At 61.1% G+C, this 24,596-nt stretch carries 25 protein-coding genes and 5 pseudogenes; 13 read left to right on the top strand and 17 right to left on the bottom strand.

Features of this window, described 5'->3' with window-relative positions; translation table 11 throughout:
• Positions 1 to 30: 30 nt before the first annotated feature.
• On the bottom strand, positions 31 to 1,338 hold the full coding sequence (gene gabT, locus V5B40_RS11275; RefSeq protein WP_332354601.1) for a 4-aminobutyrate--2-oxoglutarate transaminase: 1,308 nt from the start codon (positions 1,336 to 1,338) through the stop codon (positions 31 to 33).
• Between the two features lie 394 nt (positions 1,339 to 1,732).
• Between gabT and V5B40_RS11280 the strand changes: the two genes are divergently transcribed.
• The 4 genes from V5B40_RS11280 (at position 1,733) to V5B40_RS11295 (ending at position 5,035) form a co-directional block, all read left to right on the top strand.
• Positions 1,733 to 3,247: a PLP-dependent aminotransferase family protein gene (locus V5B40_RS11280; protein ID WP_332354602.1), complete on the top strand. Its 1,515-nt coding sequence runs from the start codon at positions 1,733 to 1,735 to the stop codon at positions 3,245 to 3,247.
• Positions 3,248 to 3,523: 276 nt separating this feature from the next.
• Entirely contained in the window at positions 3,524 to 3,985 is a 462-nt protein-coding gene (locus tag V5B40_RS11285) for an NfeD family protein (protein WP_332354603.1), read from the top strand.
• Positions 3,986 to 3,993: 8 nt separating this feature from the next.
• Complete coding sequence (locus tag V5B40_RS11290; RefSeq protein WP_332354896.1) at positions 3,994 to 4,863, top strand: SPFH domain-containing protein; 870 nt, start codon at positions 3,994 to 3,996, stop codon at positions 4,861 to 4,863.
• Positions 4,864 to 4,888: 25 nt separating this feature from the next.
• The gene (locus tag V5B40_RS11295) at positions 4,889 to 5,035 is read left to right on the top strand and encodes a hypothetical protein (RefSeq protein WP_332354604.1); all 147 of its coding nucleotides are present in this window, start codon (positions 4,889 to 4,891) and stop codon (positions 5,033 to 5,035) included.
• A 53-nt stretch (positions 5,036 to 5,088) separates the two neighbouring features.
• Here V5B40_RS11295 and V5B40_RS11300 read toward each other — a convergent pair whose 3' ends face one another.
• From V5B40_RS11300 to V5B40_RS11310, 3 genes are all read right to left on the bottom strand, one after another.
• The gene (locus tag V5B40_RS11300) at positions 5,089 to 5,418 is read right to left on the bottom strand and encodes a hypothetical protein (RefSeq protein ID WP_332354605.1); all 330 of its coding nucleotides are present in this window, start codon (positions 5,416 to 5,418) and stop codon (positions 5,089 to 5,091) included.
• Entirely contained in the window at positions 5,408 to 6,124 is a 717-nt protein-coding gene (locus tag V5B40_RS11305) for a phytanoyl-CoA dioxygenase family protein (protein WP_332354606.1), read from the bottom strand. The genes V5B40_RS11300 and V5B40_RS11305 overlap by 11 nt, the downstream gene beginning before the upstream one ends.
• Positions 6,125 to 6,242: 118 nt before the next feature.
• Positions 6,243 to 6,701, bottom strand: coding sequence for an HIT family protein (locus V5B40_RS11310; RefSeq protein WP_332354607.1), 459 nt, complete (start codon positions 6,699 to 6,701; stop codon positions 6,243 to 6,245).
• Positions 6,702 to 6,925: 224 nt separating this feature from the next.
• Between V5B40_RS11310 and V5B40_RS11315 the strand changes: the two genes are divergently transcribed.
• Entirely contained in the window at positions 6,926 to 7,894 is a 969-nt protein-coding gene (locus tag V5B40_RS11315) for a patatin-like phospholipase family protein (protein WP_332354608.1), read from the top strand.
• 252 nt (positions 7,895 to 8,146) lie between these two features.
• Here V5B40_RS11315 and V5B40_RS11320 read toward each other — a convergent pair.
• From V5B40_RS11320 to V5B40_RS11340, 3 pseudogenes are all read right to left on the bottom strand, one after another.
• Positions 8,147 to 8,821 (bottom strand): annotated as a pseudogene (locus V5B40_RS11320) (DMT family transporter); the annotation flags it as partial.
• Positions 8,811 to 10,322: pseudogene (locus V5B40_RS25260) on the bottom strand (NAD(P)H-hydrate dehydratase). The pseudogenes V5B40_RS11320 and V5B40_RS25260, both read right to left, overlap by 11 nt.
• Positions 10,323 to 10,331: 9 nt before the next feature.
• Positions 10,332 to 11,242, bottom strand: a pseudogene (locus V5B40_RS11340) (histone deacetylase family protein).
• Between the two features lie 284 nt (positions 11,243 to 11,526).
• Between V5B40_RS11340 and V5B40_RS11345 the strand changes: the two are divergent.
• Together V5B40_RS11345 and V5B40_RS11350 are read left to right on the top strand one after the other, a co-directional pair.
• A complete protein-coding gene (locus V5B40_RS11345; protein ID WP_291997721.1) occupies positions 11,527 to 11,700 on the top strand; it encodes a DUF4160 domain-containing protein in 174 nt (57 codons plus the stop codon).
• Positions 11,660 to 11,929: a DUF2442 domain-containing protein gene (locus V5B40_RS11350; RefSeq protein WP_291997644.1), complete on the top strand. Its 270-nt coding sequence runs from the start codon at positions 11,660 to 11,662 to the stop codon at positions 11,927 to 11,929. Before V5B40_RS11345 ends, V5B40_RS11350 begins: the two co-directional genes overlap by 41 nt.
• A gap of 201 nt (positions 11,930 to 12,130) precedes the next feature.
• Here the strand turns inward: V5B40_RS11350 and V5B40_RS11355 are convergent, their stop codons facing one another.
• Both V5B40_RS11355 and V5B40_RS11360 read right to left on the bottom strand, forming a co-directional pair.
• Positions 12,131 to 12,337: a hypothetical protein gene (locus V5B40_RS11355; RefSeq protein WP_291997645.1), complete on the bottom strand. Its 207-nt coding sequence runs from the start codon at positions 12,335 to 12,337 to the stop codon at positions 12,131 to 12,133.
• Entirely contained in the window at positions 12,330 to 12,812 is a 483-nt protein-coding gene (locus tag V5B40_RS11360) for a type II toxin-antitoxin system VapC family toxin (RefSeq protein WP_291997646.1), read from the bottom strand. The genes V5B40_RS11355 and V5B40_RS11360 overlap by 8 nt, the downstream gene beginning before the upstream one ends.
• 442 nt (positions 12,813 to 13,254) lie before the next feature.
• On the opposite strand from V5B40_RS11360, the gene V5B40_RS11365 reads away from it, so the two are divergent.
• The 3 genes and pseudogenes from V5B40_RS11365 to V5B40_RS11375 all read left to right on the top strand — a co-directional run bounded on the left by V5B40_RS11365 (position 13,255) and on the right by V5B40_RS11375 (position 15,274).
• A complete protein-coding gene (locus tag V5B40_RS11365) occupies positions 13,255 to 14,088 on the top strand; it encodes a tyrosine-type recombinase/integrase (RefSeq protein WP_332353823.1) in 834 nt (277 codons plus the stop codon).
• Positions 14,016 to 14,171, top strand: a pseudogene (locus tag V5B40_RS11370) (tyrosine-type recombinase/integrase); the annotation flags it as partial. The gene V5B40_RS11365 and the pseudogene V5B40_RS11370, both read left to right, overlap by 73 nt.
• Positions 14,168 to 15,274 carry an IS91 family transposase gene (locus V5B40_RS11375; protein WP_332353824.1) on the top strand — a complete coding sequence of 369 codons (1,107 nt, stop codon included), beginning with the start codon at positions 14,168 to 14,170 and terminating at the stop codon, positions 15,272 to 15,274. The pseudogene V5B40_RS11370 and the gene V5B40_RS11375, both read left to right, overlap by 4 nt.
• Before the next feature lie 301 nt (positions 15,275 to 15,575).
• On the opposite strand, the gene V5B40_RS11380 is transcribed toward V5B40_RS11375, so the two are convergent.
• Complete coding sequence (locus tag V5B40_RS11380) at positions 15,576 to 16,022, bottom strand: HNH endonuclease signature motif containing protein (RefSeq protein WP_332354612.1); 447 nt, start codon at positions 16,020 to 16,022, stop codon at positions 15,576 to 15,578.
• Positions 16,023 to 16,080: 58 nt separating this feature from the next.
• Here V5B40_RS11380 and V5B40_RS11385 point away from each other — a divergent pair, with 58 nt between their 5' ends.
• The 3 genes and pseudogenes from V5B40_RS11385 (at position 16,081) to V5B40_RS11395 (ending at position 18,100) form a co-directional block, all read left to right on the top strand.
• Entirely contained in the window at positions 16,081 to 16,914 is an 834-nt protein-coding gene (locus V5B40_RS11385; protein WP_332353823.1) for a tyrosine-type recombinase/integrase, read from the top strand.
• Positions 16,842 to 16,997: pseudogene (locus tag V5B40_RS11390) on the top strand (tyrosine-type recombinase/integrase); the annotation flags it as partial. The gene V5B40_RS11385 and the pseudogene V5B40_RS11390, both read left to right, overlap by 73 nt.
• Positions 16,994 to 18,100 carry an IS91 family transposase gene (locus tag V5B40_RS11395; RefSeq protein WP_332353824.1) on the top strand — a complete coding sequence of 369 codons (1,107 nt, stop codon included), beginning with the start codon at positions 16,994 to 16,996 and terminating at the stop codon, positions 18,098 to 18,100. The pseudogene V5B40_RS11390 and the gene V5B40_RS11395, both read left to right, overlap by 4 nt.
• A gap of 347 nt (positions 18,101 to 18,447) precedes the next feature.
• Here the strand turns inward: V5B40_RS11395 and V5B40_RS11400 are convergent, their stop codons facing one another.
• The 7 genes from V5B40_RS11400 to tnpC all read right to left on the bottom strand — a co-directional run bounded on the left by V5B40_RS11400 (position 18,448) and on the right by tnpC (position 24,534).
• Positions 18,448 to 19,338: a PEP-CTERM sorting domain-containing protein gene (locus V5B40_RS11400; protein WP_332354613.1), complete on the bottom strand. Its 891-nt coding sequence runs from the start codon at positions 19,336 to 19,338 to the stop codon at positions 18,448 to 18,450.
• Between the two features lie 162 nt (positions 19,339 to 19,500).
• A complete protein-coding gene (locus V5B40_RS11405) occupies positions 19,501 to 20,019 on the bottom strand; it encodes a DUF5625 family protein (RefSeq protein WP_332354614.1) in 519 nt (172 codons plus the stop codon).
• Between the two features lie 194 nt (positions 20,020 to 20,213).
• Complete coding sequence (locus V5B40_RS11410) at positions 20,214 to 20,945, bottom strand: transposase (RefSeq protein WP_332354615.1); 732 nt, start codon at positions 20,943 to 20,945, stop codon at positions 20,214 to 20,216.
• A 286-nt stretch (positions 20,946 to 21,231) separates the two neighbouring features.
• Entirely contained in the window at positions 21,232 to 21,615 is a 384-nt protein-coding gene (locus V5B40_RS11415) for an addiction module protein (protein WP_332354616.1), read from the bottom strand.
• Positions 21,612 to 22,343 (bottom strand): transposase, encoded by a 732-nt coding sequence (locus V5B40_RS11420; RefSeq protein ID WP_332354617.1) that lies wholly within the window; start codon positions 22,341 to 22,343, stop codon positions 21,612 to 21,614. The genes V5B40_RS11415 and V5B40_RS11420 overlap by 4 nt, the downstream gene beginning before the upstream one ends.
• Before the next feature lie 65 nt (positions 22,344 to 22,408).
• On the bottom strand, positions 22,409 to 23,191 hold the full coding sequence (locus V5B40_RS11425; RefSeq protein ID WP_332354618.1) for a hypothetical protein: 783 nt from the start codon (positions 23,189 to 23,191) through the stop codon (positions 22,409 to 22,411).
• A gap of 74 nt (positions 23,192 to 23,265) precedes the next feature.
• Positions 23,266 to 24,534 (bottom strand): IS66 family transposase, encoded by a 1,269-nt coding sequence (gene tnpC, locus V5B40_RS11430; RefSeq protein WP_332354897.1) that lies wholly within the window; start codon positions 24,532 to 24,534, stop codon positions 23,266 to 23,268.
• Positions 24,535 to 24,596 lie beyond the last annotated feature (62 nt).

Below are 24,596 nucleotides of genomic sequence, written 5' to 3' on the forward strand. Positions count from 1 at the left end.
TCGGATAGGCATTCCGGCAGCGTCGCCAACTCAGGCGCCAATCGCCTGCAGTGAGGCCTCGATGACATCCAGGCCCTCGTCCAGAAGCGCCTCGGAGATGGTCAGCGAAATCATTACGCGCAGTACATTACCGTGCGATCCGCACAACAGCAACAGCAGACCACGTTTCGCCGCTTCGTTCTTGAGCGCCGTGGCCAAATCTGCAGCCGGTTGCTGCGGGTCACCATGGCGACAGAACTCGACCGCCGTCATCGCCCCGAGGCCGCGCACGTCGGCGATGCTCGCATACTTCGCCTGCATCGCCGTGAAGCGAGTACGCATGCGCTCGCCGAGAGCCATCGAGCGACTGCAGAGCTGTTCTTCCTCGACAATGTCGAGCACCGCCAGCGCGCCGGCGACGGCAATCGGACTGCCGGCGTAAGTGGAACCGAGACCGCCGACTTCTGCCGCATCCATGATCTCGGCTTTGCCGACGATGGCGGCAACCGGCAGGCCACCACCAAGACCCTTGGCCAGGGTAATGATGTCCGCCTCGACGTCGTAGTGTTCTGTGGCAAACAGCTTGCCGCAACGGGCGATGCCGGACTGCACTTCGTCGGCAACCAGCAGGATCCCGTGCTTGTCGCACAAGGTCCGCAAGCGACGCAGGAAACCGAGCGGTGCAGGCAGATAGCCTCCCTCGCCTTGTACGGGTTCGATAACGATGGCGCCGACATCGGTGGCTTCGATGCTATAGGCGAAGAGCCGTTCGATGGCGGCGATGGAGTCATCTTCCGAGACGCCGTGCAGGGCATTCGGAAACGGCACGTGGAAGATGCCGCCAGGGAAGGGCCCGAATTTGACCTTGTACGGAGCCACCTTGCCGGTCAGCGCCAGACCGAACATGGTCCGACCATGGAAGCCACCGCCGAAAGCGATGACGCCCTTCCGTCCGGTGGCCGCGCGGGCGATCTTCACCGCGTTCTCAACCGCTTCCGCGCCGGTATTGACCAGAAAGGATTTCTTCGGCGTGCTGCCCGGGGCAGCGGCATTGAGCCGCTCGCACAACTCGACATAGGACTCGTAGGCGACCACCTGGAAGCAGGTGTGCGTGAACGCTTCCAGTTGCTCGCGTGCTGCAGCGATCAGCCGCGGATGGCAGTGCCCGGTATTGACCACCGCGATACCGGCGCAGAAGTCGATCCAGCGACGACCCTCGACGTCCCAGATCTCGGCGTTCCGGGCACGCTCCGCGAACAGCGGATGCGCCTGGCCGACACCTCTAGGCAAGGCCGCCTGGCGGCGGGCCATCAGCTCGGCGTTGGTTTGGGTGCTCGTCTTTTCCTTAGCTACCGTCATTTCCTTCTCCTCTTCAATTCGCCCGCAGGCGCAGTTAAGGCGACTTCTGTCAAACAACCTACCATCTTGCCAAATTCTCGGTAGTGAACCAGGGCGATTGTCGAAAAGACGGAAGGCGGACGAAAAAACCGCCAAGATGGGTCGTCCCTTGACAGAAATCACCGAAGACGCCAGACCATACCCGGTATCGGTGACTATGGCCACCGCTTCAGCCGCGGCTTGAACGCAAAAACCGGCGCCACCGGCGCGAACACCTCCTCGCGTGCGCTGCGCATTGCGGAGGTTAAGAATTGACTGTACGCCCCAAAACGGTGCACAATCGAACCAATTGCCTGATAAGTTCTGATACCAATTCTGCCCGCCCTCATCAACGAATCCGTTCAGCCGTTCACCGATGGACAAGTCGCTGCACATAGAGCTCATTCGTGATCGATTCGAGAGCGAGCCGCGGGGATCGCGGACGCAAGCCGCCCTGCACCTTGTCCTGCGGCGCTTGATTCTCGACGGCGAATTGCCTGCTGGCAGCCCGCTTCCGCCAACCCGACGCCTGGCCAGCGAACTCGGCGTCAGCCGCAGCACGCTGGTCAGGGTGTACGAGCAAATGCTCGTCGAAGGCTATCTGCAGAGTCGCGGCGGCTCCGGCACGCTGGTATCGGAAGCGCTGCCCGCGGCCTTGCCCGGCTCCGCGCGCCGAACGCACCCGGCCAATTACCCCACGCCGGCCAGTCTGGCGACGAGCTTGTCGCGGCGCGGTCGCGAGATCGCGCAGCACGCCACCAGCAGCCGCATCCAGGGCGGCGCCTTCCTGCCGGGAGCGCCCGACGTCGGTCTGTTTCCCTTCGCCACCTGGCGGCGCCTGCTGGCGAAAAACATTCGCTTCGAACAGCGCCACCTCGCGCGCTACAGCCACGGCGGCTACGGGCCCTTGAAAGCGGCGCTCGCCGACTACCTGCGCGCATCACGCCGGATGAGCTGTTCGCCGCGGCAAATCCTGATCCTCAACGGCTCGCACCAGGCCATCGATCTCTGCGCACGCATGCTTTGTGACCACGGCGATCATGCCTGGATGGAGGACCCCGGCTACTGGGGCGCGAGCAACGTCCTGCGCGCCAATGGCCTGCAGATCGCGCCGATCCCGGTCGACGACGAAGGCCTCTCGCTACCGCCGCCGGGTGCGCCAGCAGCACCGCGCCTGATCTTCGTCTCCCCCTCGAGCCAGTACCCGACCGGGGTCGTGATGTCCCTCAGTCGCCGCATGCAGCTTCTCGAACTGGCCGAAACGAACAATGCCTGGGTAATCGAGGATGACTACGACAACGAAATTCGCTATCACCCCTACACCATCGGCTCGCTATTCGGTCAAGCGCGTTCGCAGCGCGTGATCTATCTCGGCACTTTCAGCAAGACCATGTTCCCCGGTTTGCGCCTCGCCTATCTGGTCGTCCCCGAACAACTCGCCGAAGCCTTCGCCATCGGCAACGCCGAGCTTTACCGGGAAGGGCGCATGATCGAACAGGCCGCACTCGCCGAGTTCATCGATGGAGGCCACCTCGGCGCACACCTGAAACGGGTGCGCAGCATCTATCAGGAACGCCGCAACGTGCTGCGCCGCGCCATCGAATCGCAGCTCGGCGACCTGGTAAGCACCACCGGAGGTCTGGCCGGCTTGCATCTTCCCTACTTCTTCACCCAGCTTCTCGACGATGTCGCCCTGTCCAACGAGATGCTCGAAGCCGGCATCATCGTGCGACCGCTGTCCATGTATTACGCCAACGCTGCGAACTGCCGCTCCGGGATGGTCCTCGGCTTTGCCGCGATCGACGCCCAGACCATCGAGACCGCCGCCGCGCTGTTGTGCCGCGTGGTCGAGCGACGCTGCCGGCGCGAAGAGGCTTTCGTCCACACGTAGCCGGCTATGCCAGCGATGCGTCCAGCCGAACATTTCCCGATGAATCGGGCGACAGCGGCTGAACAGAAACACCGCAAGCGCTCCGAGCAAGGCTGCTGCTCCGACAACCGCCCGACAGGCAGCGGAATCCAGCTCCCGACTTGCCAGCCATCCCGTTCTGGCGTCTAATCCACAGGCTTCGCTGCGCGAGTGATTGACGCTTGCAAACGCCGCGCGCGTGCGCAACCGGGCTCAGTCGCGGAGGTGTACGCGGACGAATTGACAGAGGAACACGACATGTTTGCGCCGGAATGGTGGCACTGGCTGGTACTCGGACTGCTCCTGACGATGGCCGAACTCGCCATGTTCTCGTTTTTCGTGGTCTGGTTCGGGATCGCAGCGGCCCTGGTCGGGTTGATCCTGCTGGCCGCGCCGGCCCTGGCGCTACCGGCCCCGGCGCTACCGACCCAGCTCCTCCTCTGGGCGGGCCTTTCGGCCGTGCTGGTGGGGATCTGGTTTCGCTACCTCCGGCCACGAACGATGACCACGGTCGGCACTTCGGCGGCAACGGTAGCCGGCGAGGTCGGCATTCTGGTCGCCGCCCTGACCCCCGATAGCCGCGGCCAGGTGCGGTTCCAGAAGCCGATCCTCGGCGCCGATGTTTGGGAGGCGTATTCCGACACGGCAATCGCCGCTGGCGAAAGAGTTCGCGTCGTCGCCGTCAACGGCAGCTATATCAAAGTGGAGAAAGCAAGATGAGCAACCTGATGAACGGCATGACCATCGTATCCCTGGTCATCCTCCTGTTCGTGGTGGTGACCGTCGCCAACGGCGTACGCATCATTCCCCAGGGCGAAGAGTGGATCGTGCAGCGCCTCGGCAAATACCGCACGACGCTGCTCCCCGGGCTGCGCTTCATCATTCCCTACGTCGACAACATCTCGTACAAGGTGACCACCAAGGACATCATTCTCGATGTCCAGGAGCAGGAGGTGATTACCCGCGACAACGCGGTGATCGTGGTCAATGCGATCTCGTTCATCAAGGTCACCGACCCGGTCAAAGCCGTCTACGGCGTCGAGGATTATTCCGAAGCGATTCGCAACATGATCATGACCACGCTGCGTTCGATCGTCGGCGACATGGAGCTGGACGAAGCGCTGTCCTCACGCGACATGATCAAGGCACGCCTGAAAGCCGGCGTCGCCGACGAGGCGCTGGACTGGGGACTGACCGTCAAGTCGGTCGAGATCCAGGACATCAAGCCCTCGCAATCGATGCAGCGGGCGATGGAACTGCAGGCTTCGGCCGAACGCGAGCGCAAGGCAATGGTCACCCGCGCCGAAGGCGAGAAGCAGTCGATGATCCTCAGCGCCGAGGCGCGCCTGGAATCGGCCAAGCGTGACGCCGTGGCGCAAATCACCCTTGCCGAGGCGTCGGCGCAGGCGATCAAGAAAGTCAACGCCGCCTTTGGCGACAACGAACTGCCGATGCTCTACCTGCTCGGCGAGAAATACATCAGCAGCGTCGGCAGGCTCGCCGAATCCGAGAACGCCAAAGTCGTTCTGCTGCCCGCCGATCTCCAGAGTACGCTACGCGGCCTCTTCCAGCGGGTCAACAAGACCGGACAAGCCTGATTTGTTCCCCAAGGAGTGATATGCCATGAGCGCAGGCTGGATCGTTTTTGTCATCTGTGTAGTGTTCGTGATCAGCGGCGCGCTGCCGCTGATCAGCAAACGGGGCGGCGGCAGCACGCCGCCGATACCGCGCAAGGAGACGCTGCACGACTGGCGCAACGAAAAGAAGTAGAGAAATAGGCTTCGGCCTGCCAATCAAGCTCGGTCAAGCGCAGCCCACCGCCGTCAACCAATCTCCGGGCTGTCCATCCGCCGCGCCGAGACCACCGGCCAGCCCTTGCCGCCCAGCTTGAGGCGCCCCGCGAGCTCCTCCGCCTGATCGACCAGCTTCGCCCGCCGCGAACGGATTCCCGGCCAGGCCAGCGGGTCAAGCCCGAAGCCGAGCCCATAGGGATTGCCGCGCAAAGTCCCGTAAATCTCCATGCGCACCGTCGGGCGCAGCGACGGCGTGCGCGCATGGAAGCCATGGGTATCGGCAACGACCAGCGTATTGGCCGGTACGACCACCTTCAGCGCTGCCCCCAGGCCGAGCCGGCCGAGGTCTTCACGCGGCATGCGAAACGAACCGCGGGCGTGACAAAAGGTTCTCCGAAGACGCCGCTGTTAGCGACTCCTCGTACTCCCAGGCACGCATCGCATCGGTCAGACGATGCGATCCGGGCACGTAGGAAAAAGGGCCGTCATCTTCGCCAACATCCTGCAGGAAGAGCCAGGCCTTGGCGATGGAATGGAAAGTATCGCGGTGCAGCACGGTCTGCGGATCCTGTACGCCGCGCGCCGGATCGACGATGATCGTCTGCAGATACATCAGCGCAACCGCGTCGTGAGCGCCGACATAGCGCATCAGTTGATCGATGCGCGGATCGTTGGCTGCCGCCACAGCATTGGGCAAATGCGCGGCATCGACCCGATCGAGTGCGACCCGGCGGGTGACCGCAGGCCCCTGGCGCATCTCGCGCGCAGCGGCGACATGCGCCGGCGCCTCGGCCTGTAGTCGCGCAAACAGATCGGCCGGCAGGAAGTCGCGCTTGACCACGAAACCGTCACGCGCGTAGGCATCGCGCTCCTCGGCGGCCAGCACTTTTCCCAGCTGTCGGCGCCGCGCCCAGGCGCTACGGTCGGCCAAGGCCACACGCTGCCGGTGCAGTCCCCGTTCGTTGAGCCAATGCGAGCCGATAAGCGGATTGGCAACGAAGGACTTGGTTTTGCCCGCAAGGGCCAGCTCGTGCAGCGGCAGCTTCAGGACATCGAGCGCTCGCATCAGCGGATCCCTGAGCACAAGGCTCGCGGCGCGGCAGGCTGGTCGACGGGGCCGTCGAACAAGCGCAGCCAGCATCGATCGCGCCCGGCCCCGCTCTGCGGAGCGATCCGCTGACCGGCTAGCTGGCGCATGCCAGGCCGACCGCTCCCCGGATAGCCGACAGGACGTCCTCCTGCCCGGAGTGCTGGCCGACGGACAAGGCCGGCACCGCCGGCCAGGCGCTGTCGACCCATTCCAGTCCGGCAAACTGGCGTACTCCCTGGTATCTGGGGATGACGTGGAAGTGGACGTGCTTGTCGACCATCATCAACATCAGGTAATTGACGACGTCGTAGTCGAAAACACTCTTGAGCGCTCTTTCCAGCTGTGCGACGAGGACCGCCAACTCGGCCATTTCCGCACCACTGACCTCCGCAAAAGCGGCCGCGTAGCGATTCAAGGACAAGACTCCGGCGCCCACCGTCGCCTGCGCCGGCCTGAGCGACCACGACCAGGCCGGCGTACTCGCGATCAGCAGTTCGTCAACGCGAAACTTGGCTCGAAAATCGGCAAGTAGCTGCACTTCATCCACGTCCATCTTTTTTCTCCCACGAAAGTCGAAACGAAAAGTGCCCGTAAGTCCACCGCCAGCTGGCTTCGCTACCCTTGCCCTCGGCCCCTACCAGCGCCGTGCTGTGCGGACGGTAGCACAAAAAACCAGGCAACGAACGGGCCCGCCCCTCCTCGCGTCTGCACAACTATGGCACAGTCGACCACGCGGCTGGCACTCGCCGGCACGCCACAACTACAGGGGGTAAAACGATGACCAGATATGGTTTTGTCGCCTCGGGCGGCGGCTATCGGAGCTTCTACACCGAAGGCGTGCTGGTATGGCTGAAGAGGAACGAGGTGCCGGTGGTACACATCACCTCGACCAGCTCGGGCAACAACATCGTCGTCGACTACCTGCTCTGGAACGTGCAAAGCGAGGAACTGCCACCGGTGCTGACGCGCACGACGCGAATGAGCGCGACCGACATTTTCCATATTTTTTCCAACTTCCTCGGCCTGCGTCCGCAGCTGTTGCCCACCGGCACGCACCTGTTCACGGTCAACAAGGACAAGTGCCGAAAATCGCTGCTCCTCGACGAGCCTGAGCGCCGGGCGCTCCTCGCCGAACATCTCGAAAGCGTGCGCTGGGACATCCGCGCGACCAACCTCAGCAAGCGGCAGGGGCATTTCTTCAAGGTCAACGAGATCCTCAAAACCGTCGACGACGCCAGTCTGGATGTCTTCATGGATGCCTTCCTCGCCGGCATCACCACCATCCCCTACTTCAAGGCGATCAGCATCGACGGCGACTACTTCATCGAAGGCGGTTACCTGGACAACACGCCGCTACGCACGCTGTTCGAAGACGATCAGGTCGACGAAATCATCGCCGTCGATTTCACCGACTACGACTACCACCGCGAACTCGACAAGCTTTACAACTCGAGCACTTTCAGCCTGCCGTTCACCAGCATCGACACCCACCTGCTGGTCAGCGACATGCAACTCTCGCTACCCAACACGCGGGTATTCACGCAGGCCAGGCTGGTCAATGACATGCTCAAGGCGATGGGCAAGAAGAGTGTGGACATCGACGGCAAGCGCTATTACGCCAAACCCCTGCACGTGCTGCGCCCGAAAGACCTCGAAAGCATGACCATTTCGCTGAAGGACAGCAGCGCCCAGAAGCGCTATTTCGAGCTCGGCCAGGAGGAAGCGGCGACGCTGTTTTCGGGCTGACAGGCTGAGCACACTCAGCGCCGCCAGCGAATCGCCAGGCTGAGTCCCGACGCGCCAATGACCATCATCCCGACGACGGTCAACAGGTCCGGAAAGTGGTCGAAAACCAGCCAGCCGAGCAGCGTCGCCCAGACCAGCTGGGTATAGATCAAGGGCGCGAGCAGCGAGGCCGAAGTCTCGTGGAAAGGCGCGGATCAGCAGGAAGTGCCCGATGCCGCCATAGAGGCCGAGCGAGATGATCAGCAGGCTCTGTGTCGGCGTCGGCCAGATTCCATCCCAGTAGACCGGGAGAACGGGCAGCATGGCCAGCGTACCGAGCAAGGCGGTGTAGAACAGCAGACGCATCGGATGCTCGCTGGCGGCGAGCTTGCGGGTCAAAATCTGGTAAGCGGCGTAGCTCAGCGCCGCACCGAGCGCGTAAGCCACACCGGGGCCGAACAGGCTGCCGCCGGGCCGGGCAATCAGCAGCACGCCAACGAAGCCGGCGATGGTCGCCAGCCAGGTTCGCAAGCGCACCGTCTCGCCGAGCAGCGGCGCGGCGAGCAAAGCCACCAGCAGCGGCGCGACGAAGATCAGGGCCGTCGTTTCGGCCAGAGGCAGTGTCTTCAGCGCCAGTTGACCGAGCAGCGTGACGGCGACCAGCGTCAAGCCACGCAAGCTCATCAGCCACGGCCGCTCGGTGACGATCAGGCGGCGCCCCATGCTCGGCGCAACGGCGAGCAGCATGATCACCAGGTGCACCAGATAGCGCGCCCAGACCAGCAGCGGCACGGCGAAAAGGGCACTGAGATGTTTGGCGGTCGCGTCGAGCGCGGCGAAAAGGAGTAATGCGGTCAGGAACAGCAGGGCGGCGTGCAGGCGGAGCGGCGCGCCGTCCGAGTTGGCCAGGCTGGCCTGGTCAAGCTGAACATCCTGGCTAACGGCCATGCGCGATCCAGTGGTTGAGACACAGGCGGGCGCTGTCGATGATCTCGCTGGCCGTCAGCCCAACCGGTCCGCAGCCACTGGCAACCCTTTCCTCGGCGGCGGCGCCGTGCAGGTGTACGCCAGCCAGCGAAGCCTCCAGCGCCGGCCAGCCCTGCGCGAGCAGCGCGACGATCATGCCGCTGAGAACGTCACCGGTGCCCGCCGTGGCCAGGGCCGGATGACCGGTGGTGTTGACGAACCAGCGCCCGCCAGGCGCGGCAACAATGGTCCCGCAACCTTTCAAGACCACCACGGCGTGGTAACGGCTGGCGAGTTCGAGCGCCGCGCCGGCGCGGTCGGCCTGCACCTGCGCCGTGTCGCGGGCGAGCAGGCGCGCGGCCTCGGTCGGATGCGGCGTGAGCAGCGTCGCGACGCCGCGCTGCGCCCGCTCGCTCAGCGCTTCCTGCAGGCGCTCGTCGCTGGCCAACAGGTTCAGCGCGTCGGCGTCGAGCAGCAGCGGCAGCTCCAGGGCGCAGGCGCGCAGCAGCAGCTCGCGCGCTTCCTCGCTGCCGCCCATTCCCGGGCCGCAGGCGAGCGCGCTCAGCGCCGTGGTCAGCAACGCCTCGGGACGGCGCAACATCAGCTCCGGCTGCAGCGGATCGAAAGTCGGCGCCTGCGCATCGAGCAGGCCGAGATAAACGCGACCGCTGCCCAGCTTCAGCGCCGCGCGTCCGGCGAGAAAAACCGCGCCGACCATGCTGCTCGCACCGCCGAGCACGCCAGGCTGCCGAAGCTGCCCTTGTGGGTGTTCTTGGCGCGTGGCCGCAACCAGGCCGCAAACAGGTCGCTGCCGATGGTGCGCGCGCTGGGCGGCGCCAGGCGCTCGGCATGCAGGTCGAGCGCGGCATGGGTAATGCTGCCGCAGTATTCCGGGCCGTCGCCGCTGAGCAGACCCGGTTTCCCGGCGATGAAGGTGATCGTGTGGCTGGCACGAATCGTCTCGCCGCAGCGCTTGCCGGTATCGGCGTCGAGGCCGCTCGGACAATCGAGCGCCAGCAAGGGACAATGGTGGCGCAGCGCCAGGGTATTGGCGGCCTGCACCAACTCGGCGATAGCGACCAGCTGATCGCTCGCTGCAGGCCGATGCCGAACAGGCCATCGATGATCAGCGACCAGCGCGAGCCGGAGGGAATGGCCTGCAGCAAACTGCCGCCATCGGCGTCGAAATGCCGATACGCCGCGGCCGCATCTTGCGGTAAGCGACTGATCTCACCGACAAAACAACGCTCACCGCGAAGCCGCGCAGGCGCAGATGTCGAGCAGCGACGAAAGCATCGCCGCCATTGTTGCCTGGTCCGGCGAGCACCAGCACCGCGCCACCTTCGAGACGCGAGAGCGAAATAGCCAGGTCGGCGGCGGCCTCGCCGGCACGCTCCATCAGCGGTTGCGCCGCGGCAGCCGCCTCGATGCGCCGCAAGTCGGCGGCGCGATAAAGCGGTTCGGATCGGATCGGAGTCGTCATTGCCGGATACTAGCCCAGAAGAGGATTGAAAATTTGCCGCGCCGTAAGCACCGTTCGGCAGTGGATGCTGACCGTGTCGTCGATGTCGCGCGCGTAGCCGCCGGCCATACTGATCGCCACCGGGACGGTCCGCTGGCGGCAGGCGGCGAGCACCATCTCGTCGCGCGCCGCGAGGCCATCGAAACTCAGTGCCAGGCGCCCGAGACGGTCGTCGTGGTAGGGATCGGCGCCCGCCAGGTAGATCACCAGCTCTGGGCGGGCAAGCGTGAAGACGCGTTCGAGCGCCACTGCCAGTTGCTGCAGATACGGCGCATCGCCGGTCGCGTCGGGCAACTCGATGTCGAAGTCGCTGCGGGCTTTGCGGACAGGAAAATTGCGCGCCCCGTGCATCGAAAAAGTGAAGATCGCCTCGTCATCGGCGCAGATGCTCGCCGTGCCGTTACCCTGATGGACATCGAGGTCGATCACCGCGGTGCGCTGCAGCAGACCCTCGGCGCGCAGCACACGAGCAGCCACCACCGTGTCGTTGAAGACGCAGAAACCCTCGCCGTGGGCGGCATGCGCATGGTGCGTCCCACCCGCCAGATTGACCGAGCAACCCGTGCGCAGCGCCGCGCGGCAGGCGGCAATCGTCGCCCCCGCCGAACGCCGCGAACGTTCGACCATCGCCGGCTCCAGGGGAAACCGATGCGCCGGATCTCGGCGGTGCTCAGTTCGCCAGCGCTCACACGCGCAACGTAAGCCGCATCATGCGCACGGCAGAGCTGTTCGCTGGTCGCGGCCGCCGGGGTCTGGAAATCGCCCTCGCCGAAGGCTCCGGACGCACGCAAGCGCTTGCGCAGACGCGCGTACTTCTCCATCGGAAAACGATGGCCGGCGGGCAGCGGCAGGACGAAAACGTCGGTGTAGAAGAGTTTCACGGAGGAGGCCAACGAGCGGAGCAGGCTGATTCTAGCCGACCTGCGTTGGTGCGAGCACGTGTACCCTTGTGTAGCCGAGAATTTCTCCGCCCCCTTCCGGACGTTCTGTTGGTCAGCAGAGTGCTCGACAGGTCAAACTCTTCCTACGCAGTCACTCGGGAACTTGGAGGGTACTCTTTCGCCGGGATCGCCACAGGCCACTGCTGCGCCCATCATTCTGCTCACGCAGTCCGACTGTATTTCAAGAAAGTGGCTTCCGGTTCTTTTCACGAGAAGAATCGAGAATTCGTCTCCATGTTCAAGGCCAAAATGGCGAGGCCAAGTTCTGGCTCGAACCCACGATTGAACTGGCCCAGCACATCGGCCTCGCACCGCGCGAAACCAACCAGGCCCTTCGATTAGTTCGGGAGCACCAAGATGACATTCGCAGCGCCTGGCATAAGCACTTTCCCGGTTGAGGTGACCAAGCTCTCCAAACATGGCTTCCGGCTCTTGCTGGAAGACGCCGAGCTGTTCCTCCCGTTCTCGGAGTTCCCCTGGTTTCGAGAGCTTCCGGTCGGCAAGATCCTGCACGTCGAACTCCCCTCTGCAAAGCATCTATACTGGCCCGAACTTGATATTGATTTCGCCTTTGAGTCGCTTCGCCATCCGGAAAGGTTTTCTCTTGTCAGCCGAGTCGGCGCATGATTTTCAAAAGAGCGGTGGTCTGTCCCCGATTCCGTGGTCGAGAAATACGCACGGGGCCGCGAGGAGTAAAGCAACCTCGGCCAGTGAGAGATTAAGAAGCCCTTTCATTAGGACGCCGACGACGGTGAGAACGAGCGCTATGAGTACTTGAAGCATGTGAAATCTCCCCCCAGTAGCGTTTGTGCGGCATAACGTCGAAACTCAGCGGCGAGCGAAGCGAGTCCGTTGCAATGCAGTGTTAGGCAAATTTTCTGGATTGACCGGGGGAGCCAAAACCCGGGCGCCAGTCTCCTTAAGTCTGGCTTCGCCAAGCTGTATCTCTTTGAACAGTGCATCCAGATTGTTGCCATACTTGACGCCAATCGCGTCCTTGATCGCATGAATTTCCATCATGATTTCGTCAGTCATCGTTATCTCCTCCAAGAAGCTCCTCGGGAGTACATATGATCGGGAGGAACAATCCGATTGTCTCAAGATACACGGCAATCTTTTCCTGAATCACTGGATTGGCAATGTGACGGCAGTTCCAAGTCACTAGAAAATCAACGTGATGCAGTGTCGAAACCGCAATATGAAGCGCATCCTCAATCGCCTTGGCGGGAATGATCGCTTGTTCAATAAGCGATTTGGCCAAGCGAATCATGTCTTGCGTAACCGCGAGTACGGATATCCCCTCAAGTGCCGCAAGCCTTTTCTGCGCAGCCAAAGAATCGCCAGCGGCGCACTCTTGCCAGACCAACTGAGAAACAAGAAGTTCATAGTCCGAGCGCAGTTCCCACCAAGCCAGCGTTATCTGCTGATGAGCGGCACCAATAATGGTTTTGCTTGGGCGCGCCGTCAGATAGCTGATGACGGAAGTTTCGACGTAGATTCTGCGCTTCATGAATTCAGTCCTTTTGTTGAAACCGTGGTCTGTCCCGGATTGCTAGCCACGGCCACGGGTCAGCATGCCAGCGGAGCACGCGGCGCCATAAGCGCGGCAGCCGATGAGGCCGCAGCGCAGCAACGGCCTCCCAGCAAGCCGCTGCGCCAGCCGCGACGGGGCGGCGACCGGCGAGCGCCGCGCCCGGCAACCCGCCAGCTTGCGGGCAAGGCTTTCGGCCACGGCTGCCTGGGGTCATGATTTGGCCTCGCACGCCCAACGTAAAGGCAAGGGACGCGCCGCTCGCGGCGCGTCCCAGCGACCGAAGGGAGCGAACTTAACCGCCATGTTGGACGAAGCCGCTACGCGGAGGAAACGGCGGCGCTGTAGTCGTGTTGAAGTCAAGATGTCACCTCGCCCCTCATCCGAGGGATGTTCATGATGAATGCGAGGTTACCGCAAGATGGAAGACATATCCGCTGTCGCAACGACGAATTTTGACACGAACTACGAGCTCCACCAGAAGCACCTGACGCTCAAGGGCTTGCAGCCGAAGACGATCGAGGCGTATTCGCGCGCCGTGCGCCGGGTGGGAGACTACTTCGCTCATCAGATCGACGATCTGAGCGAGTCCGACCTGTTGGATTACTTCGCCGACCTGCGTGAGACGCACTCCTGGAGTTCGCTCAAGCTCGATCTGTACGGGCTCAAGTTCTACTACGAGCACGTGCTGAAGAAACCCTGGGTGGCGCCCGGTCTGATCAAACCGCCGCGCTCGCAGCGCCTGCCGGACATCGTCACGGTCGAGGAGACCGAGCGGATTTTTTTGGCCACGCAGGTGCTCAGTTACCGGGTCTTCTTCTTCACCCTCTACAGTCTCGGCCTGCGCCTGGGCGAAGGCTTGCGGCTGACGGTCGCCGACATCGACGGCGCGCGCGGGCGTGTGCATATCCGCGATGCCAAGGGCAACAAGGATCGCCTGGTGCCGCTGCCGACGGCCACCTACCAACTCCTGCGCCGTTTCTGGCAGCGCCACCGTCATCCCGTCCTGCTGTTTCCCAATCGCCGCGGCGGCTCGGCGGGAGCACGCACGGCCAGGACGCCGCTCGACCGCGGCGGCGTTCAGAAAGCACTGAAAGCGGTGGTCGAATCCTGCGGGCTAAAAAAAACATTTCGCCACACAGTTTGCGCCACGCTTATGCCACGCACCTGGTCGAGGCCGGCGTCGAGCTCACCGAGGTGCAGCGCATTCTCGGCCATCACTCGATTCTCACGACCGTTCGCTACACCCATCTGACGGATCAAACCAGGCATCACGCCATCGAGCGCATCAACGCGCTGATGGACGGCTATCGCGTGGGCAAGGGGACGCCGCGATGATCCGCTTCGGCTCTGTCATCGCCCAGTTCGAAGCGGACTTCATGACGCAATTTCGCCACCGGCTGAGCTTCGAGCAGCTTCGGGCGCTCTCGGCGATGCGCGATTGCCGCAGCCCGGCCAGCCCGATGATGCAGGTCCAGTGCGAAGGCTGCGATCACCAAAAACTCGTTCCGCATTCCTGCGGCCATCGCCTTTGCCCGCACTGCCAGCACCACGAGAGCCAGCAATGGCTGGAACGTCAGATGCAGCGCCTCGTCCCGGCCGACTACTTTTTGCTGACCTTCACGCTGCCGGCTGAATTGCGTGGGCTCGCTGCAGCGCACGCCGACGTCGTCTTCGATTTGTTGATGCGCTGTGCCTGGGAAACGGTGCACCGCTTTAGCCAGAACGACCGGCAGTTACAAGGCACGCCGGGGGCGATCGCGGTCCTGCACACGCACTCGCGCCGGCTCGACTTCCACCCGCATGTCCATCTCGTCGTCCCTGCGGCGGCGCTCGATGCAGCGAAGCAGCGCTGGCGACGCAAGCGGCGCGGCAAGAACGGCGTCTATCTGTTCAACGAGAAGGCGATGGCCAAGGTGTTCCGGGCAAAAATGCTGGCGGCGATCGAGGCGGCCGGCATTTGCTTGCCGGCGTGCTATCCGCGGGAATGGGTGGCGCACTGCCAATCGGTGGGCAGCGGCGAGAAGGCGCTGATCTACCTCGGTCGCTACCTCTACCGCGGTGTCATCCGTGAACAGGACATCCTTGCCTGCGAGAATGGCCGGGTGAGCTTCCGCTATCGCAACGCGAAAACCGGCAAGTCGGAAAAGCGCTCGCTCACCGGTGCTGATTTCCTCTGGCTGATTCTCCAGCACGTGCTGCCCAAAGGCTTTCGCCGCGCGCGCAATTTCGGCTTCCTGCACGCCAATTGCAAGCGCCTGATCGGCTTGCTGCATCTCTTGCTGAAGTTCGATCCCAGCCGCTTCACGCCACCGCGCAAGGAGCGGCCAGCGATGCTTTGCTCGTGCTGTGGCGCCGTGATGGTGATCGTCAGGACGCGGATTCGATCGACGTCGTCCGGTGTCGTTGCTGTGCCACCGGTCGTTGCGGTCGCCATCTGATCATGTAATCCGCCTTCACAGCGCTATCTGGCCGCGTTCGGGACTTCAGTTTCCCCAAGCTGATTGATGCGGTCGCCCGGAGTTCGGTGGCCGGGACGCCAAAACGGCCGGATTCGCAAGATCTTCGTTGCCTGTCCAGCAGCGCGCCGGGACTTCTCGCTCCCGGCCCTCCGGCGTTTATGCCTGCGTGGTAAATCCAAAAAAGATATTTGCAGAAGGGGCGCTCAGCCCTCCGGCCCGGGCTCGTCCAACAAACGGATCAGATCGTGGCTGCGCACGATCTATCCTTATTCGTTGGGCATCATGACTGCTCACTCTGATTACGCTTACGAGTAAGCGCAGCTTTTTGGCCGGCATCTTTCATTCGCTTTGACCATGTGACGATTTTCGGGCGATCTCGCATTTGAATGATGGTTTCATTCGAAATCAAATCAAGATCAAGCATCTTGTGACAGTTCGGACAAAGAATAACAAGATTGCCGATTTCGTTGTTTGATCGCTGGCCATCAATATGAGCAACTTCTAACACGGCAGGGATGCCAAAACCGCAGTGAGCACACAGCTGATCGTATGCCTCGAATGCCAATTTTCGGTAATTGATGCGCGTAGTCATTCCGAATGATTTTGTGAGGCCCAACGTTTGAATTGAGCGGCCTGCGCGGCTTTTCGCGCAGGTCCGGTTGACTGCCGGGTTGGACGAAGCCGCTACGCGGAGGAAACGGCGGCGCTGTAGTCGTGTTGAAGTCAAGATGTCACCTCGCCCCTCATCCGAGGGATGTTCATGATGAATGCGAGGTTACCGCAAGATGGAAGACATATCCGCTGTCGCAACGACGAATTTTGACACGAACTACGAGCTCCACCAGAAGCACCTGACGCTCAAGGGCTTGCAGCCGAAGACGATCGAGGCGTATTCGCGCGCCGTGCGCCGGGTGGGAGACTACTTCGCTCATCAGATCGACGATCTGAGCGAGTCCGACCTGTTGGATTACTTCGCCGACCTGCGTGAGACGCACTCCTGGAGTTCGCTCAAGCTCGATCTGTACGGGCTCAAGTTCTACTACGAGCACGTGCTGAAGAAACCCTGGGTGGCGCCCGGTCTGATCAAACCGCCGCGCTCGCAGCGCCTGCCGGACATCGTCACGGTCGAGGAGACCGAGCGGATTTTTCTGGCCACGCAGGTGCTCAGTTACCGGGTCTTCTTCTTCACCCTCTACAGTCTCGGCCTGCGCCTGGGCGAAGGCTTGCGGCTGACGGTCGCCGACATCGACGGCGCGCGCGGGCGTGTGCATATCCGCGATGCCAAGGGCAACAAGGATCGCCTGGTGCCGCTGCCGACGGCCACCTACCAACTCCTGCGCCGTTTCTGGCAGCGCCACCGTCATCCCGTCCTGCTGTTTCCCAATCGCCGCGGCGGCTCGGCGGGAGCACGCACGGCCAGGACGCCGCTCGACCGCGGCGGCGTTCAGAAAGCACTGAAAGCGGTGGTCGAATCCTGCGGGCTAAAAAAAACATTTCGCCACACAGTTTGCGCCACGCTTATGCCACGCACCTGGTCGAGGCCGGCGTCGAGCTCACCGAGGTGCAGCGCATTCTCGGCCATCACTCGATTCTCACGACCGTTCGCTACACCCATCTGACGGATCAAACCAGGCATCACGCCATCGAGCGCATCAACGCGCTGATGGACGGCTATCGCGTGGGCAAGGGGACGCCGCGATGATCCGCTTCGGCTCTGTCATCGCCCAGTTCGAAGCGGACTTCATGACGCAATTTCGCCACCGGCTGAGCTTCGAGCAGCTTCGGGCGCTCTCGGCGATGCGCGATTGCCGCAGCCCGGCCAGCCCGATGATGCAGGTCCAGTGCGAAGGCTGCGATCACCAAAAACTCGTTCCGCATTCCTGCGGCCATCGCCTTTGCCCGCACTGCCAGCACCACGAGAGCCAGCAATGGCTGGAACGTCAGATGCAGCGCCTCGTCCCGGCCGACTACTTTTTGCTGACCTTCACGCTGCCGGCTGAATTGCGTGGGCTCGCTGCAGCGCACGCCGACGTCGTCTTCGATTTGTTGATGCGCTGTGCCTGGGAAACGGTGCACCGCTTTAGCCAGAACGACCGGCAGTTACAAGGCACGCCGGGGGCGATCGCGGTCCTGCACACGCACTCGCGCCGGCTCGACTTCCACCCGCATGTCCATCTCGTCGTCCCTGCGGCGGCGCTCGATGCAGCGAAGCAGCGCTGGCGACGCAAGCGGCGCGGCAAGAACGGCGTCTATCTGTTCAACGAGAAGGCGATGGCCAAGGTGTTCCGGGCAAAAATGCTGGCGGCGATCGAGGCGGCCGGCATTTGCTTGCCGGCGTGCTATCCGCGGGAATGGGTGGCGCACTGCCAATCGGTGGGCAGCGGCGAGAAGGCGCTGATCTACCTCGGTCGCTACCTCTACCGCGGTGTCATCCGTGAACAGGACATCCTTGCCTGCGAGAATGGCCGGGTGAGCTTCCGCTATCGCAACGCGAAAACCGGCAAGTCGGAAAAGCGCTCGCTCACCGGTGCTGATTTCCTCTGGCTGATTCTCCAGCACGTGCTGCCCAAAGGCTTTCGCCGCGCGCGCAATTTCGGCTTCCTGCACGCCAATTGCAAGCGCCTGATCGGCTTGCTGCATCTCTTGCTGAAGTTCGATCCCAGCCGCTTCACGCCACCGCGCAAGGAGCGGCCAGCGATGCTTTGCTCGTGCTGTGGCGCCGTGATGGTGATCGTCAGGACGCGGATTCGATCGACGTCGTCCGGTGTCGTTGCTGTGCCACCGGTCGTTGCGGTCGCCATCTGATCATGTAATCCGCCTTCACAGCGCTATCTGGCCGCGTTCGGGACTTCAGTTTCCCCAAGCTGATTGATGCGGTCGCCCGGAGTTCGGTGGCCGGGACGCCAAAACGGCCGGATTCGCAAGATCTTCGTTGCCTGTCCAGCAGCGCGCCGGGACTTCTCGCTCCCGGCCCTCCGGCGTTTATGCCTGCGTGGTAAATCCAAAAAAGATATTTGCAGAAGGGGCGCTCAGCCCTCCGGCCCGGGCTCGTCCAACAAACGGATCAGATCGTGGCTGCGCACGATCTATCCTTATTCGTTGGGCGCGGGACTATGCTAAAGCACTGCAACGCTTCGCTTTTGCCCCCCGTCTTAACCGCATTCTGGGTTTAAGCTTCTGCGGCGGCGAATGTAACCGAGGGTGACAACTCCTATTCCGACAAGGGCGGATGTTGCTGGTTCTGGGACCATATGGGAATTGAGGATGACATCGTCTAGAATCAGTTCCGAACCACAGTCGTTGATATTATTGTTGAAACACACGTGCCCCCAGTTGAGCCATTCAAATGTAAGACTGGATGCTGTGGCGGTAAACTCGATTTGGTAACGTTCCGATGTACCGAATGCGGAGTTCGGTATCGCATCAACTGTGCTTAGGTAAAGCAAGGGTTCTCCTGAAATCTGGAGACCAAAAATACCGGGAACACTGAAAATTCCTTCAAATTCACCAGTGGTGTAGAAGTCCAGCCAATAGTCTGCGCCGACGGTGAGATTGTTGACAGTCTGGCTAAGTGTTACCGGGTTGATAATGCCAGCAGAAAAATTAGTGAAAGTTGGCGCGGACGCAAAGGTCACCGTACCGTTGGGATTGACTATGTAGCTAGACGAAGGTGTATTGAGATAGTTGCCGAAATACACTTCGTATTGTCCATCCGACGGACCGGGAGGAGAACCAAAAAATGGTCCCCATACGCCATAAGACTCGGCATCCCCAGTAGCCGTCCAGTTCGGAATGGGATAGGTCGGAATCGTTGGAGAATAAACAAGGCGGCTCCCGGCCAACCCGGTCCACGAGACATCGCCAGGCGGGCCATTTCTATTTTCGAAGCTGCCGTTGAGAATGAGGTTGTTGGATCGATCACCTACCAGTGTGTCGCCATGTTGAACAGAGAGAATTGTTGCGAACGTGGAGGATGCAGCCATGATAGTAATAACAGCTACAGATACCTTTAAACAGAACCGCTTATTTAGTGGTGTGATCATTGCGAAGCTCCTAAAAAATTAACGTTTTCTCGACAACCTTCTTCCAGGGCTACCTGAGCCCAACGTAGAGCTAACCGGCGGCGCTTTAGCGCCGTCCAGCGACCGAAGGGAGCGAGGTTGAGCGCCGGGTTAGCCGTCGGGTGGAAGAGTCTCACGGGTCCGCTATTTCCCACGATAGGCTCTGCCAATAAATAGGCTGGTGCGCGCACCTATGAATGAAGGTGCTTCATCTAGGCTGACGGCAGTGACAACGTAGTTGCCCGGAGCGAGAGTGACTGCGATCAGCTCTGCATCGAGATTCGCGGCACCCCATGACGAGAGGCGTGGTCTTTCAACGATTTTTTCCGTTACTAGCCGTTCCCCGCCATCTACCTGTTGGGAGACGTTCAGCTGAATTTTTAATGGTGCGCCGGGCTCCACCCATTTACCATGGCTTTCTTGGATAGATCCTCCGGCGAGATTCCAAACTCGTGCTCTATCGACCTGGTCGTTTTCCTTGTACTCATACCGGATAGAAAAAGCATAAGTTTGACGTTCGCGAACTAGAAACTTCGCAGTAACAGTCGCACCAATCTTGCCAATTGGAAAGGGAACTGTAAGCGAACTGTCGCTTGACCAAGCTGTACAGCCCACGGTCATCAGGATCGCCGAGAAGGCACATGCGTGGAATAACTGGTTCATAGGCGGCTAACGTAGAGGTGACCGGCGCTGCGCGGCTTTATCGCGCTGCGTCCAGCGACCGAAGGGAGCGAGGTCGACCGCCATGTTAGAGGTGTTATCCATCGATCGTTACACCATTCGCGCTTAAGCCACTGAAAGCCACGGAGGAAAAGAAAAAAAAAAAGAAAAAAAAAAGAAAAAAAAAGGGGCCAGGCTCACATATCAAATGACTTCTGGTCCTGTGGTCCCGATTCTTCAAGCATTGCCTTCCGCGGCCGACCCCGCGGGCGAATTTCGCGCCGCTGTCCAGTGGCCCGTTCGATGCTGTCGATAAACCGAGCATCCCCGAGCGGCTGTCCCTGATCCAAGGCCATGCGGATGTCGCTGATTGCCTCGGTATCCAGTTCCGGGCGGAACAAAGACCGATAGTTCACCAGCCGGTCAGCCTCGTTTGCGCCCAGACTGGAATACACCGCATGCGGAGTCAGCAATGAGTCACTCTGCCCCAGTCCGTTCGTCCGATAACTACTCCAGCGATAGTGCGCCGGGTCATCGACCATCGCTGCGCGCACGGGATTGAGTTCGATATAGCGCTGACAAAGGAGTAGATAGCAATCGGCCTGCACCAGAGAAGACTTGTAGCGGCTGTCCCACAAGGTGCCGGTGCGACGGTACGACTTGTTGATGTACTGCACGTAGCGCCGGCCCAGCGAAATCATCAGCCGGGGGACAGCCTCGGATTCCGGCGGAGACAGCAAGAGGTGCACGTGGTTGGTCATCTGGACGTAGGCGTGCAGCGCGCAACCGGTGGCTTGGCACGCCTCGCCCAGCCATTCGCGGTAGGCGAGGTAGTCTTCCTCCGCGAAGAAGCAGGCGTCGCGGTTATGTCCCCGCTGAACGACGTGCAGGGGAAAACCTGGGAGATGAATGCGGGGACGACGGGGCATGTCGTTGAGGATAGCAGGTTCTTCCAGTTAAATCGAGCCTGGCCCCTTTGCCGCGTTTGCCGCGCTTTGCCGCCCCTTTGCCGCCCCTTTGCCGCCGCTTCTTTGCCGCCGCTTTAAATCGAGCCCGCTTTAAATCGAGCCTGGCCCCTTTGCTGCTTTGCTTTGCTGCTTTGCTTTGCTGCTTTGCTTTGCTGCTTTGCTTTGCTGCTTTGCTTTGCTGCTTTGCTTTGCTGCTTTGCTTTGCTGCTTTGCTTTGCTGCTTTGCAGCCTCAGTGCAACGAGTAAATCACTTAAACTCAGCCTTCAAGCGGGCAAGCGCCTCGGCACCTGGAAGAAGCGATACAGCACCACTTTCAATCTCAGCGTGACGCCACGCGACTTCCATGGCCCAAGCTGATTCGACATCTGGTTCTGTGTCGAGGCTCAAAATCAGCTTTTCAACTAAGCGAGATCGCTCCGCGACGGACAGGTTCAGAGCCTCGACCTCTAGTACTTCAACAGTAATTGGCATGGCTGTCTCCTCTAAACTGACCTTGAGGCAACAGAGTGCCACAAGGTTGAACGGACGGGCAACTTTCTCATGGAAATACGGACCGGGAGAGGCGCCGCTGGTGCCCAAAAAAAGAAAAGAAAAAAAAAGGAAAAAAAGAAAAAAAGGGACCAGGCTCACATATCAAGTGACTTCTGGTCCTGTGGTCCCGTTTCTTCAAGCATTGCCTTCCGCGGCCGACCCCGCGGGCGACTTTCGCGCCGCTGTCCAGTGGCCCGTTCGATGCTGTCGATAAACCGAGCATCCCCGAGCGGCTGTCCCTGATCCAAGGCCATGCGGATGTCGCTGATTGCCTCGGTATCCAGTTCCGGGCGGAACAAGGACCGATAGTTCACCAGCCGGTCAGCCTCGTTTGCGCCCAGACTGGAATACACCGCATGCGGAGTCAGCAATGAGTCACTCTGCCCCAGTCCGTTCGTCCGATAACTACTCCAGCGATAGTGCGCCGGGTCATCGACCATCGCTGCGCGCACGGGATTGAGTTCGATACAGCGCTGACAAAGGAGTAGATAGCAATCGGCCTGCACCAGAGAAGACTTGTAGCGGCTGTCCCACAAGGTGCCGGTGCGACGGTACGACTTGTTGATGTACTGCACGTAGCGCCGGCCCAGCGAAATCATCAGCCGGGGGACAGCCTCGGATTCCGGCGGAGACAGCAAGAGGTGCACGTGGTTGGTCATCTGGACGTAGGCGTGCAGCGCGCAACCGGTGGCTTGGCACGCCTCGCCCAGCCATTCGCGGTAGGCGAGGTAGTCTTCCTCCGCGAAGAAGCAGGCGTCGCGGTTATGTCCCCGCTGAACGACGTGCAGGGGAAAACCTGGGAGATGAATGCGGGGACGACGGGGCATGTCGTTGAGGATAGCAGGTTCTTCCAGTTAAATCGAGCCTGGCCCCTCTTTGCCTCTTCTTCCAGTTAAATCGAGCCTGGCCCCTCTTTGCCTCTTTGGCCCCTCTTTGCCTCTTTGAAGGTGTACTTTAATTCTTTAATGGTTGGTCTTGCATACTGGGCGATAAGGAGACCTAGCCCGGACAGGAAAAGCCAAATGATTGTGGGTTCCGGAATTGGCGCGAAGGTGAACGACGCGAGATCGGCTCTCGCACCCATAGGGAAACCGTTAAACGCAGAAATATGATCTCCGAAGGATAGGAAGTTAATATTTACCGATGTATGCCCAATGGACCGCGATGAAATCAGCTCAATCTCATCGATGAAGAAACTGTAGCTGCCGGCCTCAGGGTTGCCGAGAACTCGGTAGTTGTGAAATTCCGAAGTGTCCAGCGAAAAATATTCACTTCTACGGGAATTCTCTTGGACTTCAACCCTGCCCAGTCCCAGGCCAACGTCGATCCAGAAGTTATCGGCACGCAACTTTACGCCGAATGAAAAATTACCCTGAAACAATCCTTCAACCTCCGCAAGTCTGGCTCGAAATCGAAGGTCAAATGCAGAATGTGGTACTACTCCCTGCCAAAAATACCTGGGCTCATCAAATGTTCCGATGCTGTTTTGGTGAAGTGCAAAGCCATCGATAGAGAAAACATCTGCCTCATTCGACTTAGTGAACGTTAGATATCTCCAGCCTTGCGCACTTGGCAGGGTAGCGAAATCGAGTGAAATGCTAACGGCGAAGGAGGGAAGGGAGCTCCCGAGCGTGGCAATCACTGTGGCGATACGAGCAATGCGGTGGATAATCATGAGTCTCTCCGACAATGTATGGGTCACTCCTTGACGCTCCGCGGAACTGACCCGCTTTGTAATCGTTCACTCCCCTACGCCGCAGCCGGGATAGCCGGGAGCGCGGGGAGCGCTAAGCCTTTGCGAGCGGCAGCAATGACGGTGCCGAGGTACTGCCAAGCTGAAGCGCCACGGCGACGACAGGTCTCGATGACACTGGCCAAGAGGGCGAAGGCGCGGGATCCCTCTTCGGAACGTGTGCCGTGACTGATATAGCACGAAATGACCCAGTGTCGCAACGCCTGTTCGGCGGCGTTGTTGGAGAGCGGCAGGAGAGGCTCCGCGAGCGGACGCAGGATGACTTTCCAGTCGTGGAGGAATTCGCGCACGACACTGCGCAGGGCCGGATGTTCATCCATCTGATGCACCTCGCACAGGTGCCGCAACCGTTTGACCTCGGCGGCGTAGCGCTCGGGCAACGCGATCGGCGGCGGATCGATTCGCGCCGCGTAAATGGCTGCCATCAGCGTTTTCAGGAGACCTTCCATCTCCTGCCCAAGCCCGGATACCCGGCCATCACTCGATTCGGCCAGCCCGCGCAGCTTGCGCATCAGGTGCGGCCAACAGCGCAGGCGGTTTTTCCAGGCTCGGTAGACGACGTAACCGTCGCTGATGAGAATGCCGGTATAGCCGTCTTGCAGGGCGTTATCGAGCATCTCGCGGGTGCGTGGGCCGATGAGGTAGAGCACCGTAGAGGTGCTGACCAGCGCCCACAACCACAGCAGCACGCCTGATTCCGACCACGACGTTTCATCGACGTGCAACTGCGCCGCCTGCACGATGTCGGCGACCAGGGCATCCTCCAGCGGGAAGCTGGCACGGCCTGCTTCCCGGATCGTCTCATCGATCACGCCGGTGCTCAGCGTCAGCTCGAAGACTTCCCGCAGGAGCTCGCGAATGCTCGCTCGTGACAGGCGCATTCGCAGCGCGAGCAGAACGATGACGCCGGCCAGGCGAGGACCCACCAGGCGCCATTCGCCCAGCTCAACCTTTTCCCATTGCGCGTCGGGCGGCGCCCGCCAGGGCATGGCACGGCTGACGTGCCCACAAGCGCAGCGCACTTCAAGTAGCGTGTGGCGCGTGACGCTGAACATCAGCCCGATGTGGCCCTCGACTGGCGGCGCGATGTCGATCTCGTCCCAGGCCGTGTAAGCCTGCGACTCGGCATCCTCCGTCAGGGTTGCACCACAAGCCGCGCAGTAATCGGGTCGGTGCGCGCAATGGTCCGTAACCGCCAGTTTCTGCGTGCGACCATGGCCTTGACTGCCCAGTTGCTTGCCTGGAAAAGAAGGAAAAGGGGCCAGGGTCGGATTAAATGCTAATCAATAGCCCAACTGTGCGCTCCAAAGGACGCTGCGCGATAAGG

The sequence above is a fragment of the Candidatus Accumulibacter meliphilus genome (assembly GCF_036625345.1).
Classification (GTDB): Bacteria; Pseudomonadota; Gammaproteobacteria; order Burkholderiales; family Rhodocyclaceae; genus Accumulibacter; species Accumulibacter meliphilus.